15 protein-coding genes are annotated in these 13,351 nt (G+C 66.8%); 8 read left to right on the plus strand and 7 right to left on the minus strand.

Annotated elements, in window-relative coordinates:
* The first annotated feature begins 49 nt into the window (after positions 1 to 49).
* Both WEB06_11725 and WEB06_11730 read left to right on the plus strand, forming a co-directional pair.
* On the plus strand, positions 50 to 1,615 hold the full coding sequence (locus tag WEB06_11725) for a phosphoenolpyruvate carboxykinase (protein MEX2556290.1): 1,566 nt from the start codon (positions 50 to 52) through the stop codon (positions 1,613 to 1,615).
* Positions 1,616 to 1,639: 24 nt separating this feature from the next.
* Complete coding sequence (locus tag WEB06_11730) at positions 1,640 to 2,359, plus strand: class I SAM-dependent methyltransferase (GenBank protein MEX2556291.1); 720 nt, start codon at positions 1,640 to 1,642, stop codon at positions 2,357 to 2,359.
* A 21-nt stretch (positions 2,360 to 2,380) separates the two neighbouring features.
* Here the strand turns inward: WEB06_11730 and WEB06_11735 are convergent, their stop codons facing one another.
* Complete coding sequence (locus tag WEB06_11735) at positions 2,381 to 3,010, minus strand: phosphoribosyltransferase family protein (GenBank protein ID MEX2556292.1); 630 nt, start codon at positions 3,008 to 3,010, stop codon at positions 2,381 to 2,383.
* A gap of 67 nt (positions 3,011 to 3,077) precedes the next feature.
* Here WEB06_11735 and WEB06_11740 point away from each other — a divergent pair, with 67 nt between their 5' ends.
* Positions 3,078 to 3,350 carry an Lrp/AsnC ligand binding domain-containing protein gene (locus tag WEB06_11740; protein MEX2556293.1) on the plus strand — a complete coding sequence of 91 codons (273 nt, stop codon included), beginning with the start codon at positions 3,078 to 3,080 and terminating at the stop codon, positions 3,348 to 3,350.
* A 46-nt stretch (positions 3,351 to 3,396) separates the two neighbouring features.
* On the opposite strand, the gene WEB06_11745 is transcribed toward WEB06_11740, so the two are convergent.
* Genes WEB06_11745 through WEB06_11765 form a run of 5 tightly spaced genes read right to left on the minus strand, consistent with a single transcriptional unit; the run spans position 3,397 to position 8,379 of the window.
* Entirely contained in the window at positions 3,397 to 4,509 is a 1,113-nt protein-coding gene (locus WEB06_11745; GenBank protein ID MEX2556294.1) for a D-alanine--D-alanine ligase family protein, read from the minus strand.
* Positions 4,506 to 5,690 carry an aminotransferase class I/II-fold pyridoxal phosphate-dependent enzyme gene (locus WEB06_11750; protein ID MEX2556295.1) on the minus strand — a complete coding sequence of 395 codons (1,185 nt, stop codon included), beginning with the start codon at positions 5,688 to 5,690 and terminating at the stop codon, positions 4,506 to 4,508. The genes WEB06_11745 and WEB06_11750 overlap by 4 nt, the downstream gene beginning before the upstream one ends.
* A 13-nt stretch (positions 5,691 to 5,703) precedes the next feature.
* Positions 5,704 to 6,675 (minus strand): threonine/serine dehydratase, encoded by a 972-nt coding sequence (locus WEB06_11755; protein ID MEX2556296.1) that lies wholly within the window; start codon positions 6,673 to 6,675, stop codon positions 5,704 to 5,706.
* The gene (locus WEB06_11760) at positions 6,675 to 7,706 is read right to left on the minus strand and encodes an NAD(P)H-dependent glycerol-3-phosphate dehydrogenase (GenBank protein ID MEX2556297.1); all 1,032 of its coding nucleotides are present in this window, start codon (positions 7,704 to 7,706) and stop codon (positions 6,675 to 6,677) included. Before WEB06_11760 ends, WEB06_11755 begins: the two co-directional genes overlap by 1 nt.
* On the minus strand, positions 7,699 to 8,379 hold the full coding sequence (locus tag WEB06_11765) for a lysophospholipid acyltransferase family protein (protein MEX2556298.1): 681 nt from the start codon (positions 8,377 to 8,379) through the stop codon (positions 7,699 to 7,701). Before WEB06_11765 ends, WEB06_11760 begins: the two co-directional genes overlap by 8 nt.
* An 87-nt stretch (positions 8,380 to 8,466) precedes the next feature.
* Between WEB06_11765 and cofC the strand changes: the two genes are divergently transcribed.
* The 4 genes from cofC to WEB06_11785 are packed head-to-tail and all read left to right on the plus strand — an operon-like array spanning position 8,467 to position 11,301.
* Positions 8,467 to 9,108, plus strand: a complete 642-nt coding sequence (gene cofC / locus WEB06_11770) for a 2-phospho-L-lactate guanylyltransferase (GenBank protein ID MEX2556299.1) — start codon at positions 8,467 to 8,469, stop codon at positions 9,106 to 9,108.
* A gap of 28 nt (positions 9,109 to 9,136) precedes the next feature.
* Positions 9,137 to 10,264 carry an LLM class flavin-dependent oxidoreductase gene (locus WEB06_11775; GenBank protein ID MEX2556300.1) on the plus strand — a complete coding sequence of 376 codons (1,128 nt, stop codon included), beginning with the start codon at positions 9,137 to 9,139 and terminating at the stop codon, positions 10,262 to 10,264.
* A 19-nt stretch (positions 10,265 to 10,283) separates the two neighbouring features.
* On the plus strand, positions 10,284 to 10,490 hold the full coding sequence (locus tag WEB06_11780; GenBank protein MEX2556301.1) for a hypothetical protein: 207 nt from the start codon (positions 10,284 to 10,286) through the stop codon (positions 10,488 to 10,490).
* Positions 10,491 to 10,509: 19 nt separating this feature from the next.
* Positions 10,510 to 11,301, plus strand: coding sequence for an alpha/beta fold hydrolase (locus WEB06_11785; GenBank protein MEX2556302.1), 792 nt, complete (start codon positions 10,510 to 10,512; stop codon positions 11,299 to 11,301).
* A gap of 60 nt (positions 11,302 to 11,361) precedes the next feature.
* Here WEB06_11785 and WEB06_11790 read toward each other — a convergent pair whose 3' ends face one another.
* Positions 11,362 to 11,787 carry an HU family DNA-binding protein gene (locus WEB06_11790; protein MEX2556303.1) on the minus strand — a complete coding sequence of 142 codons (426 nt, stop codon included), beginning with the start codon at positions 11,785 to 11,787 and terminating at the stop codon, positions 11,362 to 11,364.
* A 299-nt stretch (positions 11,788 to 12,086) separates the two neighbouring features.
* Between WEB06_11790 and WEB06_11795 the strand changes: the two genes are divergently transcribed.
* Positions 12,087 to 13,343 (plus strand): hypothetical protein, encoded by a 1,257-nt coding sequence (locus WEB06_11795; GenBank protein MEX2556304.1) that lies wholly within the window; start codon positions 12,087 to 12,089, stop codon positions 13,341 to 13,343.
* The last annotated feature ends 8 nt before the right edge of the window (positions 13,344 to 13,351 follow it).

Below are 13,351 nucleotides of genomic sequence, written 5' to 3' on the forward strand. Positions count from 1 at the left end.
GGTGGGCGCGCGTCGTCGGCGTCCTGCCGATGACGCAAGGAGCCCGGCCGTGACCCAGAAGAAGCTCGAAGGGCCTTCTTACCTTCTCGAAGCGAGATCGTTCCTCGTCGACCCCTCGCAGGATGAGCTCATCGAGCTCACCGCGAAGATGCCCAACGCGAAGTGGACCAGTTACGAGAACCTGAACGTGACGACGCGCGTCGACTCGCGCAGCGCCGCCTCGACCTTCATCGCGACCGACTCACCCGACGCTCACAAGGGTCACAAGACGATCACGCGGGAGGAGTACGCGCGCGTCGCGGAGATGCAGGAGGCGTACATCCGCGACCAGGACATGGTCGTGATCAACGGCTACATCGGCAACGACGAAGCCTTCCGTGTGCCCGCGCGACTCGTGATCGAGGCGCGCAACGCGAACGTCGCCGGCTCGCAGGACCTCCTCTACTTCCACGAGGGCCAGTCGCCCGACCACGAGCCCGAGGTCACGGTCATCTACACGCCGAACCTCCAGGCGCCGGGCTATCCGAACGAGCGCCTGATCGCGGTGGACCTCGAGAACAACGTCACCCGCGTCATCTACTCCGACTACTTCGGTGAGTCGAAGAAGGGTGGCCTGCGGATGTGGAACAAGATCGTCTTCGACCGCGGCGGTCTCGGCCTGCACGCGGGCGGCAAGGTCATCCCGACGCCGAACGGCGACAAGACGTTCTTGATCATCGGCCTGTCGGGGACCGGCAAGACGACGACGACGTTCACGCGGCAGAACGACTCCAAACCCGTGCAGGACGACTTCATCGCGCTGATGCCGGGCGGCAAGATCTACGGGACCGAGAACGGCTGCTTCGCGAAGACCTACGCGCTGTCGCCCGAGTACGAGCCGACGATCCACAGCGCAGTCACTTCACCCGGCTCGTACCTAGAAAACGTCTCGCAGAAGAACGGCGATCTGGACTTCTTCGACGAGTCGTTCACGGCCAACGGCCGCGCGGTCTTCGCGATGGAGAAGCTGGGCTGGTTCAAGGACGCGCGTGAGGCCGGCACGGTCGACTACCTGCTCATCCTCAACCGGAACAACAACATCATCCCTGCCGTCGCCAAGCTCAGGCCCGAGCAAGCCGCTGCCTACTTCATGCTCGGCGAAACGCAGGGCACGAGCGCCGGCGGGAAAGACGAGGCCGGCAAGGCGCTCCGCGTGCCCGGAACGAACCCCTTCTTCCCGCTCCCGCACGAGCTGCAAGGGAACCGCTTCCTCGAGCTGCTGAACACGCACTCGATGGAGGTTTTCCTGATGAACACGGGGTGGATCGGCGGGGACGACGCCGACGAGAAGGAGGGCCGCGCCAAGAAGGTCAAGATCCCCATCTCGAGCGCCGTCGTGAAAGCGGTCGCCGAAGGCACGATGACCTTCGAGGAGGACCCCGACTTCGGTTACGGACTCGCGACCGCGGTGCCGGGCATCGACGACCCCGAGTTCCTGAAGCCGTGGCTCCTCTACGAGCGTCAGGGCCGCGCCGGCGAGTACGGGGAACAGGTCGCCCGATTGAAGAAGGAGCGCGCCGAGTTCCTGGGCGGCTTCACAGGCCTCGGCTCTTCGATCGCGTCAGCCGTGTCCTAGCTCCGATCCGTTAGGCTTAGTTTCATGGTCGACAGAGCTGCCCTGCGAACGTACATCCGGTCGATCTACGAGTCCGAACGCGTGGTGAGCGACAATGGACGGGAGTTTCCCCTCTCCCCGACCGGCATCTCCGAGGAACAAGGCGAAGCGATCCGCGACTCGGTCATGGCCGAGGGCGCGACGCGCACATTGGAGACCGGATTCGGGCTCGGGCTGTCGGCTCTCTTCCTCGCGGAAGGCCTCCTGGCTTCGGGCGATCCCAGCGCGAGACACGTTGCCGTGGATCCATTGCAGAAAGCGCTGTTCGACGACGTTGGCCTCCGCGTCATCCACGAAGCCGGCCTCAGCGAAGTGGTAGAGCTCGTTCGCGAGCCGTCTTCGCTCGCGCTTCCCCGGCTCGTAGACGACGCGCTCAACCACGGGGGCAAGATAGAGCTCGGGATCGGCTCGGTCGGCGCCTTCGACGTCGCCTTCATCGACGGCGATCACCATTTCGAGAACGCTTTCCTCGATATCTATTACTCGTTCGCCCTCGTGAAGCCAGAAGGGCTGATCATCATCGACGATGTCCTCTTGCCCGCCGTGGGGAAGGCGCTGAGCTACTTCGAGAACAACCTCGTGCTCCATCGGCTCCCGTCACCGATCGGCTCGCGCATACACAAGGGGAAGATCCTCCGAAGGGGGGGGGCAGCGGGAAGAGGCCGTGGCGTTCCTGCGCCGGCCCTCGGAAGCGATCGTCCGTGACTGGGATCAATTCGTAACGTTCTAAGCGCCTTCGGCCCCGAGCGCGACGAGCACCTCGGCGTCGCTCACCTGAGGGAAGTGCGCGTACCACTGCCCCACGGCGGCGAAGGGCTCCGGCGTCGCCAGGCACACGACCTCATCAGCGACGGCGCTGAGTCTTTCGATCGATTCGTAAGGCGCGACCGGAACGGCCAGCACGACCGACCGCGCACCCTGCGCCCGGAGCGATCGAACGGCCACCTCGGCGGTTCCGCCGGTCGCGATGCCGTCGTCGACGACGATACAGTCCCTGCCGGATACCGAGAGTCGGGGACGTCCCGCACGATAGAGCGCGAGCCGCCGCTTGATCTCCTTGAGCTGACGGGCGACCTCCGCGGCGATGTACTCCTCCGTCACGCGAAGCGCGTTGACGAGCCGTTCGTCGAGGACGGTCGTCCCGTCGGCCGCGACCGCGCCGATCCCCAGCTCCGGGTTGGCCGGCGCGCCGAGCTTGCGGGGCACCACGACGTCGAGCATCCCACGGGTGACTGGGGCAACCTCCACAGCGACGATCACGCCGCCTCGCGGGATCCCGAGCACGAGCGCTCCCGCCCGCTCCCCCAGCGCCTCACCGAGCATCCGGCCGGCCTCACGCCGATCCGAGAAGATCACCGTTCGAGTCTACGCCGTGGGCCGAGTTGTCCCGGCCTCGGACGCCCCGTATAGAATCCCGGCTCTCATGGCTGCGACAAAGACGCGTCCCAAGGAGGTGAGGTCCGTGGTAAACGCGTACATCCTTATCCAGACCGAGGTCGGCCGCGCCGCGCAGGTCGCCAAGGAAGTGGCGCGGATCAAGGGCGTGAAGTCGGCCGAGGACGTGACCGGTCCCTACGACGTCATCGTCCGCGCCGAGGCCCGAACGGTCGACGACCTGGGCAAGCTGGTCGTCGCGAAGATCCAGGGCGTTGAAGGGATCACGCGTACCCTCACCTGCCCCGTGGTGCACCTCTAGACTCCGCAATAACGGCGAGCGGGCCACGAGCCCGCTCGTTTCGTTCTCAGCCGGGACTCCCGTGCCGCTCGAGCGCCAGCTCTATGAGCCGGTCGATCAGCTTCGCGTAGGGGACGCCGCTCGCCTCCCACAGCTTGGGATACATCGAGATCGGCGTGAAGCCCGGGATCGTGTTGATCTCATTGAGGTAGAGCGTCCCGGAATCGTCCTCGTAGAAGAAGTCGACGCGGGCCATCCCCACGCAGTCGATCGCGCGGAACGCTTCGATCGCGACCCGGCGGACCTCATCGGAGATCTGCTCCGGGATCGGCGCCGGGATCCGCAACTCGCTCCCCTCTTCGAGGTATTTCGCTCCGAAGTCGTAGAACTCGTGGTGCGGGACGACCTCGCCGACGATCGACGCTTCGGGCTCGTCGTTGCCGAGCACGGCACACTCGAGCTCCCGCGCGGGGATCGCGCGCTCGACGAGCGCCTTCCGGTCGAACGACAGCGCCGTCTCGAGCCCGGCGCGGAGCTCGACAACGTTGCGACATTTCGAGATCCCGACGCTCGAGCCCATATTCGCCGGCTTCGTGAAGCACGGGAAGCCGATCTCTCCTTCGGCCAGCTCCACCAGACGAGCGGGGCTTCGCCGCCAGTCTTCGACGTGGACGTGGATATGCGGCACGACGCGAAGCCCGCGCGATGCGAAGAGCTGCTTCTGCATCTCCTTGTCCATCCCCAGCGCCGATGCGAGCACCCCAGCGCCCACGTATGGAACGCCGGCGAGCTCGAGCATCCCCTGCACCGTGCCGTCCTCCCCATACGGACCGTGGAGCACGGGGAAAACGACGTCGACCGAGCCCGATCCCTTCGCGCCGGAAGCGCCCTCCAAGGGCCGGAGCGTCGCCTCACGGCCTTCCCTGACGAGCGCGACGCCGGTACCCTCTTCGCCGGTGCCGGGCAGCGCCCCCGGCGTCGCCTCGAGCTGCTCGAGAGTCTTGGCAGGGAGAAGCCACCGTCCTTGCTTGGTGATGGCGATCGGGACCACGTCGTACTTATCGAGATCGATCGCGGCCATCATCGAGCGCGCGCTCACGACGGAAACCTCATGCTCGGCCGAACGGCCGCCGTACAGGATCGCCAGCCGGATCCTCCTTGCCGGTTCACGCCCACTCAAGAAAGGGCCTCCACCAAGTCGGCGATCAGATCTTCGGGGTCTTCGATCCCAACGCTCACCCGCATGAGCCCGTCGGTTACCCCGGCCGCCTCACGGTCCTCACGCGAGAGTTGCGTGTGCGTGATGCTGGCCGGGTGGACGATCAGCGTCTTCGTGCCGCCGAGCGACGCCGCCGGCGACGCCAGCCGCACGCGCTCGAGCACGCGCCTTCCCGCCGGGATGCCGCCCGATACCTCGAACGTGAGCATCCCGCCGAACCCATTCGGGAACTGCTTCGCAGCGAGCTCGTGCTGCGGATGGGACGCCAGCCCCGGATACGTGACGCGCTCGACGGACGGCAATCGCTCGAGCGCCTTCGCGACCGCCTTGGCGTTGGAACAGATCCGATCCATGCGCAGTGCCAGCGTCTGTACGCCCCGGATCGTCAGCCACGCCTCCAACGGTGCGAGGCACCCGCCGTAGTCGATGCCGAGGTGGCGGATGCGTGCGATCGCCTCCGCGGTTCCGGACACGACGCCGGCGGTCACGTCCGAGTGACCGCCGAGATACTTGGTGGCCGAGTGCACCACCAGGTCCACGCCGTGCTCGACGGCCGTGAACAGATACGGCGTCGTGAACGTCGCGTCGACGATCACCGTCACCCCTCGATCGCGAGCGATAGCAACGAGTGCGTCCACGTCCGCGACCGGAAGCGAAGGGTTGCCGATCGTCTCGAAGTACAGCACGCGGGTGTTGTCGCGGAAGGCGCCGGCGACCGAGTCCGGGTCGGTCACGTTCACGAAGCTCACGTCGACGCCGGTTCGGGCCAGGATCTCGTTGAACAGCCCGAACGTTCCTCCGTAGATCTGGCGGGCCGACACCACGTGCTCTCCGGCCCTCACGCACGACGCGACCGTGCCGTGGATGGCTCCCATGCCGCTCGCGAACGTCGCGCTCGCTTCGGCGCCCTCCAGAGAGGCGATCGTCCGGGAAAGCGCGTCGACGGTCGGATTCGCCCAACGGGAGTAGAGATACCCACCCGAGATCTTGGATTTCCCGACGGCCGCGAACTGTTCCATGTCCGAGAAGATGAACGGCGCGGACTGGTAGATCGGCACGCTTCCCGGCTCCTCCACCACCGGCTCGGTGGCTCGGCTCGCGTGCACGGATCTCGTCGTGAAGCCTCGCCGTTCCTCGACCACGAGGGCTCGCCTCCTACCAGGAATGGATGTCGTTCAACGCGCGGTTGAGCACGTGCCACGGAAGATTTCCGCCGGACAGTACCGTGCCGACGATCCGCCCGGCCAGCTGTTCCCGGAGCTTCACCACACCCGCGAGGCCCGCCGCGCCGGCGCCTTCGGCCAGGTTGTGCGTCTTCTCGAGGAGCAAGATGATGGCGCGCCGCATCTCCTCTTCGGTCACGGTGATCACGTCGTCGACGAGGTCGCGCACCATCTCGAACGTCAGGGCCGGAGGTTGCCGGACGGCGATCCCTTCCGCGAACGTCGAGTTCGGCGCGCACTCGACGATCTGTCCGGCGTTCAGCGACTCCACGAAGCCCGGCGTGCGCTCGGCCTGAACGCCGATGACTTCGACCTCCGGTTTCAGGGTCTTCGCGACGAGCGCCGAGCCGCTGATCAATCCGCCGGCGCCGATCGGGAACACGATCGTGTCGAGCGTGGGCTCATGGGCGAACATCTCGAGCGCCACGGTTGCGTGACCCGCCACGATCAACGGATCGTCGGCGGCATGCAGATAGGTCGCCTTCCGCTCGGCCGCGATCTCCCACGCCTTGGCGACCGCCGCCTCGAAATCCTTGCCGTAGGTGACCACCTCCGCGCCGAGGTTGCGCATGGCTTCGACCTTGTCGGGGTTGGCCTTCTCGGGCACCACGACGGTCGCATGCGCTCCGACGATCCGAGCCGCGTAACACACGCCCTGCCCGTGGTTCCCTTGCGAGGCGGTGACGAACCCTCTCGCCCGCTCCTCATTCGCCGCTCCCAGCATGCGGTTCAGCGCGCCGCGGACCTTGAAAGACCCCACCGGCTGGTGGTTCTCATATTTGATGAACAGCCGGAGTCCGAGCATCTTGCCCAGCGAGATCGACTCGTAGAAGGCCGTCGGCGTGATGTACGGCCTGATCGTCCGCGCCGCAGCGAGGACGTCCACGAATGCGGGCCGGTCCACTATCCGCTCCCTGGCAGGATGCCCAGGAACTCGGGCTCCGGGTCGCGGGTCAGCAGCTCCTCGACCATCGCCGCCGGGTCGGCGCCTTCGTCGACGATCCGTCGAACGCGCGTGGCGATGGGCATGTCGACCGCGTTGCGCCCGGCGAGGGCGGCGATCGAACGCGACGACTTCACGCCTTCGGCCACCATGTTCATCGAAGCGATGATCTCGTCGAGGGTTCGGCCCTTGCCGAGCTCCTCGCCGACGTGCCGGTTGCGGCTCTGCCGGCTCATGCACGTGGCCACCAGATCGCCCACGCCGGCGAGCCCCGCCATGGTGAGGGGGTTCGCTCCCAGCTTCACGCCCAAGCGCGTGATCTCGACCAGCCCGCGGGTGATGAGCGCGGCCTTGGAGTTGTCGCCGTACTCGAGCCCGTCGGCGATCCCGGCCGCGATCGCCACGACGTTCTTCGCCGCGCCGCCGATCTCGACCCCGCACACATCGGTGTTGGTGTAGACGCGGAACGAGCGGCAATGGAAGAGTCGCTGGAGCCGCTCGGCGCGGGCGATGTCGGCGCACGCGATGACGGTTGCGCCGGGCAGATCGCGGGCGACCTCCTTGGCCAGATTCGGTCCCGAGACGGCCCCGGTCCTTTCCGGATCGACGTTTCCCGCCTCCGATATGACCTCGGTCATGCGTAGGAGCGATCCTTGCTCGACGCCCTTCGTGAGGCTCACGACCGAAGCATCCGGCGAGATGAGCGGACCCATCTCCTTCATCTTCTCGCGCAGGGCGTGCGATGGGACGGCGACGACGACGACGGAAGCCCGCCCGACTGCTTCCTCCAGATCCGCGGTCGCCCGCAAGGTCGTGGGCAACGCGCAACCGGGCAGGTAGGACTCGTTCGCGTGGCGCGTGTTGATCTCGCGGGCGAGCTCGGGCCTGCGGGCCCACAAGAGCGTCGGCAGGTGGTTCCGCGCGAGCACGGTCGCGAAGGCGGTCCCCCATGATCCGGCGCCGACGACGGCGAGGTGCCCCCGCTTACCCATCCTGGCCGATCAGCTCCGGGACGGCACCGCCGTCGGGGTGGATCTTGTGCAACTCGCGCACGAGCCGGTCCAGCTCCCCCATGACGCGGTCGGTAACCTCGCGCGCGGCTTCGGCGTCATCACGCCCCTTGAGGTCGTCGAACCGCATCGGCTCACCGGCTTTGACCGCCATCAACCGCCGCATCTTGTTCGAGCGCCTGCGCCTCTTCGGCCGCACCCACTGCGAACCCCACACCGCGATCGGGACCACCGGCGCACCGGTCGCGAGCGCGACGCGTCCCACGCCGGTCTTGCCCTGCATCGGAGTGAGGTCCGGGTTGGTGGTGATGGTTGCCTCCGGGTAGATGATCACGAGCTCGCCCCGCCCGAGCCATTCGATCGCTTTCTCCACCGGGCCCGTCTCGCCACTCCCCCGCTCCACGGGGATCTGATGCGCGTGCGTGAGCACCAGCCGGAGGAATGGGTTCTTCCACAGCTCGGCCTTGGCGAAGAAGCGACACTTCCGCCCCGCCCGGTCGATCATGTACGCGTGGCAGAGCGGATCGAAGTATGAGATATGGTTGCAAGCCACGATGACGGGGCCCGACGTGGGGATGTTCTGTGCGCCGAGCAATCTCCATCGACAGAACAGCTTCAAGAACGGCAAGAGCAGCGCCCGCGCGAACGCATACATCGGTTCCACGTACGACCTCCTGAGCCCGTCGCCGGGAAGACGCGCCCATCCTAGCAACGGCCCCTACGGGCTCGAAGGTGCTTCCCGATGAGGATCTGCCTCGTTCCGATGAAACCGCTCGCCGGAGCGAAGGAGCGCCTCGCACCGGCCCTCGACCCCGACGAACGACGCCGCCTGTCCCTCGCCATGCTTGCCGACGTGATAGCTGCAGCACACGGCTTCGACCGGGTGTGGGTACTTCAGTCCGACAACGACGCAGCGGTAGTCGCACAGCGCTTCGGCGCCGATCCGCGCCCCGACCCCGCGCCGGGCCGCGGCCTCAACGCTTCGCTCGACGCAGCGACCGCGGACGCCGTGTCGGCCCGCGCGACCGGCGTGCTCGTCGTGGCGGCGGACCTCGCGGCCGCGACGGCGGAAGACCTTCGCGCGCTCGCGCAGGGGGACGGCGTGGCGCTCGCCCCAGACGCCGGCGGCTCGGGAACAAACGCCCTCTGGCGCCACCCGGCGGACGTCATCGGGGCGGCGTTCGGTCCGGCCAGCCGCGCCGCGCACGAAGCCGCCGCCGCCGCGGCCGGCGCGGCGTTCCGCACCCTGAACTCGCCCCGGCTGGCCGCCGACGTCGATACTTCAGAAGCCCTCGCCGCGGTGTGGGCCCTCGGGCCGGGGCCCGCGACCCGTCGTGCGCTCGAGGACATGGGCATCGCGGCGCGCTTGCGGCTCGCCGGCTGAACGGTTCGCGAGAACGAGGAGACGTCATATGACGTTGGAGATCGGTGCTCCCGGAAACATCATGCCGCCCATCGAGGGCGTACTGAGGACGGCGATGCGCAACGAACAGAAGGGCTACGACGCTCTCTGGTGGCCCGACCATCTGATGGGCTGGCATCCAGAGTCGATCTGGACGGCGGACGTCACGCCGCTGGCGAACTTCCAGTCGAACCCGCACATCTACTTCGACCCGGTCGCATGTATCGCGGCGGCCGCGACCCACACCGACCGCATCCGCCTCGGCACGAGCGTGACCGAGCCGGTCCGGCGGCATCCGGCCATGCTCGCGAATGAATGGCTGACGCTCGATCACTTCTCCAAGAGCCGCGTGATCCTCGGGATCGGAGCCGGCGAAGGCGAGAACATCATCCCCTACGGCATGGACTTCTCGAAGCCGGCGTCGCGATTCGAGGAGGCCCTAACGATCATCCGCTTGTTGTGGGAGAACGACGAGCCGGTCGACTTCGACGGGGACGTCTGGACCATGCGGCGCGCCGTCTGCGGCATGGGCCCGTACACGCCCGGCGTCTTCCCCCCGATCTGGACGGGCGCACACGGCCCGCGGATGCTCGAGATCACCGGCCGTCTCGCCGACGGCTGGCTCCCGACCCGGATGTCGCCCCAGGAGTACGGTCATCGCCTCGGGGTGATCCGCGCCGCCGCCGAGAAGGCGGACCGCGACCTCTCCACGTTCACGCCCGGCTTGTGGGCGTACACGGTCGTCGCGAACGACCACGAGGAAGCACACCGCATCCTGAACGAGACGCTGCCGAAAGGCTTCCAGTTGGTGCTGCCGAGCGAGGAGTACGAGAAGCGCGGTTTCTCCCATCCGCTCGGCTCGAAGTTCCAAGGCCTCCGCGACTACATCCCGACCCATTTCGCGAAGGACGAGGCCCTCAAGGCGATCGGCCAGATCCCAGACGAGATCTCGCACGAGTTCACGCTGCACGGCACGCCCGACGATATCGTGGCCGAACTCCGGGAGTTCGAGGCCGTCGGCGTGCGACACGTGGTGCCGTGGAACATCACGTTCCTCGGCGACGCGACCAAGGTCCGCGAATCGTTCCATCTGCTCGACGACGTCCTCGCGTCGATCAAGTCCCGTTCGGTATCGTAGCCGCGCCCAAGGAGGACGCATGGCACAGGGAACCATAAGGACGTACAACGCCCAGAGCAGGAGCGGGCTCATCCTGGACGACGCGAAGAACGAGATCCCGTTCGACCACCAAGCCTTCCGCGATACCGGGATCCGCGAGTTCCGGATCGGCCAGCGAGTGAAGTTCAACCTGGAAGGCGACCGGTCGCAACCGAAGGTCCGCGACCTCACCATCGTCAGCTTCTGACGATCCGTCCGGAGGACCTATGCCGCAAGGTGAACTGAACGGCTGGCGTTACGCCTACACGGACGAAGGATCGGGCCCCGCCGTCCTTCTGCTGCACGGCCTGCTGATGGATCGTTCGATGTGGGATGGTCAGATCGACGAGCTCAAAGACCACTACCGGCTCGTCGCGATCGATATGCCCGGACACGGCGAGAGCGCCGGGGTCGAGCTCGGCATCGACTTCTGGCAGTACGCAGACATGGTCGCAGCGATCTGCGATCAGCTCGGGATCGGCTCCGCATACTGGTGCGGTCAGTCGACGGGCGGATGGACGTCCATCCGTGCTGCGATAGCGCATCCCGATCGCGCAATGGGTCTGGTTCTCATCGACACCCAGGCGCATGAGGAGGACCGTGACAAGCTCGCGCAGTACGAGGCGTTCCTTCAGGTCGCGCTCGCCGACGGAGTCAGTGAGGATCTCGCGTCGATCCTCTTGACGCTCCTGTTCAGCGGCACCTACGCGGCGAAGCCGGAGTCCGACGCGTGGCGCAAGAAGCTGATGTCTGCCGACATCGAGGGCGAGCACGCCATCGTTCGCGCGGTGTTCGATCGAGAAGACGTTCACGACCGGCTGGGCGAGATCAACTGTCCCGCGGTCGTGATCCATGGGCTCGAGGACATCGCGATCGAGCCGGAGCGCGGCGAAGAGCTCGCGCGAGCGCTCGGAGCCCCGTACGTCCCGATCGAGGCCGCGGGCCACGCGTCTCCGGTGGAGCAACCCACACCAGTGACGGCGGCCATCCGGGAGTTCCTGGACTCCCAGAAGACGTAGCTCATGTGCGGAATAGGTTGAGGGCGGGACTGGGTCCCGCCCTCAGTGCTACCCAGCCGTCTAGCGCTTGCGCTTGGCCGGGCCCTTCTTCGCAGCGGCCTTCTTGGGCGCGGCCTTCTTCGCCGTCGCCTTCTTGGGCGCTGCCGTAGCCTTCTGCGCGGGGAGCGCCGGGAGCTTCAGGCTGCCCGACACGTACTCTTTGAACTGCTTCGCCGGCGAGAAGCGCGGGAGGCGCCGCTCGGGGCGCGCCGCGATCTTGATGCTCTCGCCGGTGAAGGGGTTCTTCCCCATGCCGGCCTTGCGCGCTGCCTGCACGCGCTGGGTGAACCGACCGAAGCCGGTCAACGCCACCTTCCGCCCCGACTTCACCGCGTCCTGGATGGTACGCACGGTGTGCTCGTAAACCTGCTCTACCTCCTTGCGGGCCATGCCGGTCCGCTCAGAGACGGTCTTGAGCAGTTGCGAGCGATTCAGTGTGTCTGCCACTAACCACCTCCCGGTATCGATGCCGTCGGAACGCTAACCGAGGAGAGGGCAAGAGTCAAAGAACCCCGTGTTTTCTAGGGGAAACCGCGCTTGGTTAACCAACGGGCATTTCTCCTCCGATGTACCAACGGCCATGTCCGGCCATCTGCCTGCACGGCGACCCTGGTGGAAGCAAGCCCTACCCGGGCGGACGGTGGGAGGTAGAGATGACCTGGTGCGCGAGATGCGATGTGCTCACGACGGTATCCGTGGGCGACCCGTGTCCGGCGTGTGGCGTCCCAACTCTCGACGCGGCACCGGTGAGAGGCAAGGCACGTTCGCCGATCCAGGTGCTCGAGCTTGAGGAGGCACCGATCGTTCATATCCCGGACGCTGGTCTCGACACCACCGACCCATCCGTCGAGCCGAGCAAGCCGCAGAGCCGACGACGCGCCGTGTTGTCACGTCTCCGCGCTCATTCGCGGCTCATCGCGATCGCGCTCACGACGGCGCTCGTCGGCGCGGTGTACGTAGGGACGCGGCCAGATCCGGAGGCGGGATCCAGGGCGCAACCGACGGGGACGCCGACCGCGTCTCCGGCTCCCCAAGGACCCGTTCTTAGAGAGCCGGCCAACGGCTGGGCGGTGTTCGCGCTCGAGCACGGCTTCACGCTGCTCGATCTGCCGACCGGAGCGGAGCACAGCATCGAGGTGGAGGGCTCGATCCTCGAATTCGCGCCATCACCCAGGGGCGGGCGCATCGCATACACCGACGAAGTTCGTGTTCTCTATGTCACGACGGCCCAAGGCCGAGCTCCCGTCACCATAGCCACGGAGGTCAGCAGCTTCTCGTGGACCCCAGACGGCGACGCACTCGTCGTCGGTCGTTCGCAGACGGACGGACAGGGCTCGGAGCGCATGCGAGTCGAGCTGATCAGCTTGGCCGACCGCACGCCGCTCCTCCTCATGGAGAGTCAGTGGTTCGCGGGTCCGGTGATCTCCTCCGGCTTCACACATCTCGTTACGCTCTACGAGGGTGACACGCCGAGCGTTTTCGACCTTCAGCCGGGCAGCAAGCCGCGGCTGATCCGTAAGAACGCGGCGCTGCTCGACGCCTCGACGGACGGACGTCATGCCCTGCTCGCGACCAACAACGGCCAGCGTCTGATCATGGTCGACTTGCAGACCAAGAAGGCCCGCCGGATCGGGCCCGACATCTTCCTCACGGCCGCTGCGAAGTTCTCCCCCGATGGTCGGACGGCCGCCGTCACCGGCACGTCACATTTCACGCTCGAGGAGAGCCACTGCGAAGCCCCGGAGGCGACGTGCGACCGCTATCCCTACCCGACGGATCAGACGCTGTGGTCGCTGGACGTGAAGACGCTCGAGCTGAGCTCCATCCGGTCATGGCCGAGTCCCGAGTTCGCGAGCGCGCCGGTCTGGGGTCCGAACGGATGGGTGTTCATGGCCAACTCCCAGGGGCCGGTCGCCATCTCCATGACCGACCCATCCAAGACCCCGGTCGAATTCACCACCACGTACGGCGCCGCAGAAACCGCGCCCAAGTACCTGGCTTGAGCCCCCCG

The organism is Actinomycetota bacterium, from assembly GCA_040905475.1.
In the GTDB taxonomy this organism is placed as follows: domain Bacteria; phylum Actinomycetota; class AC-67; order AC-67; family AC-67; genus DATFGK01.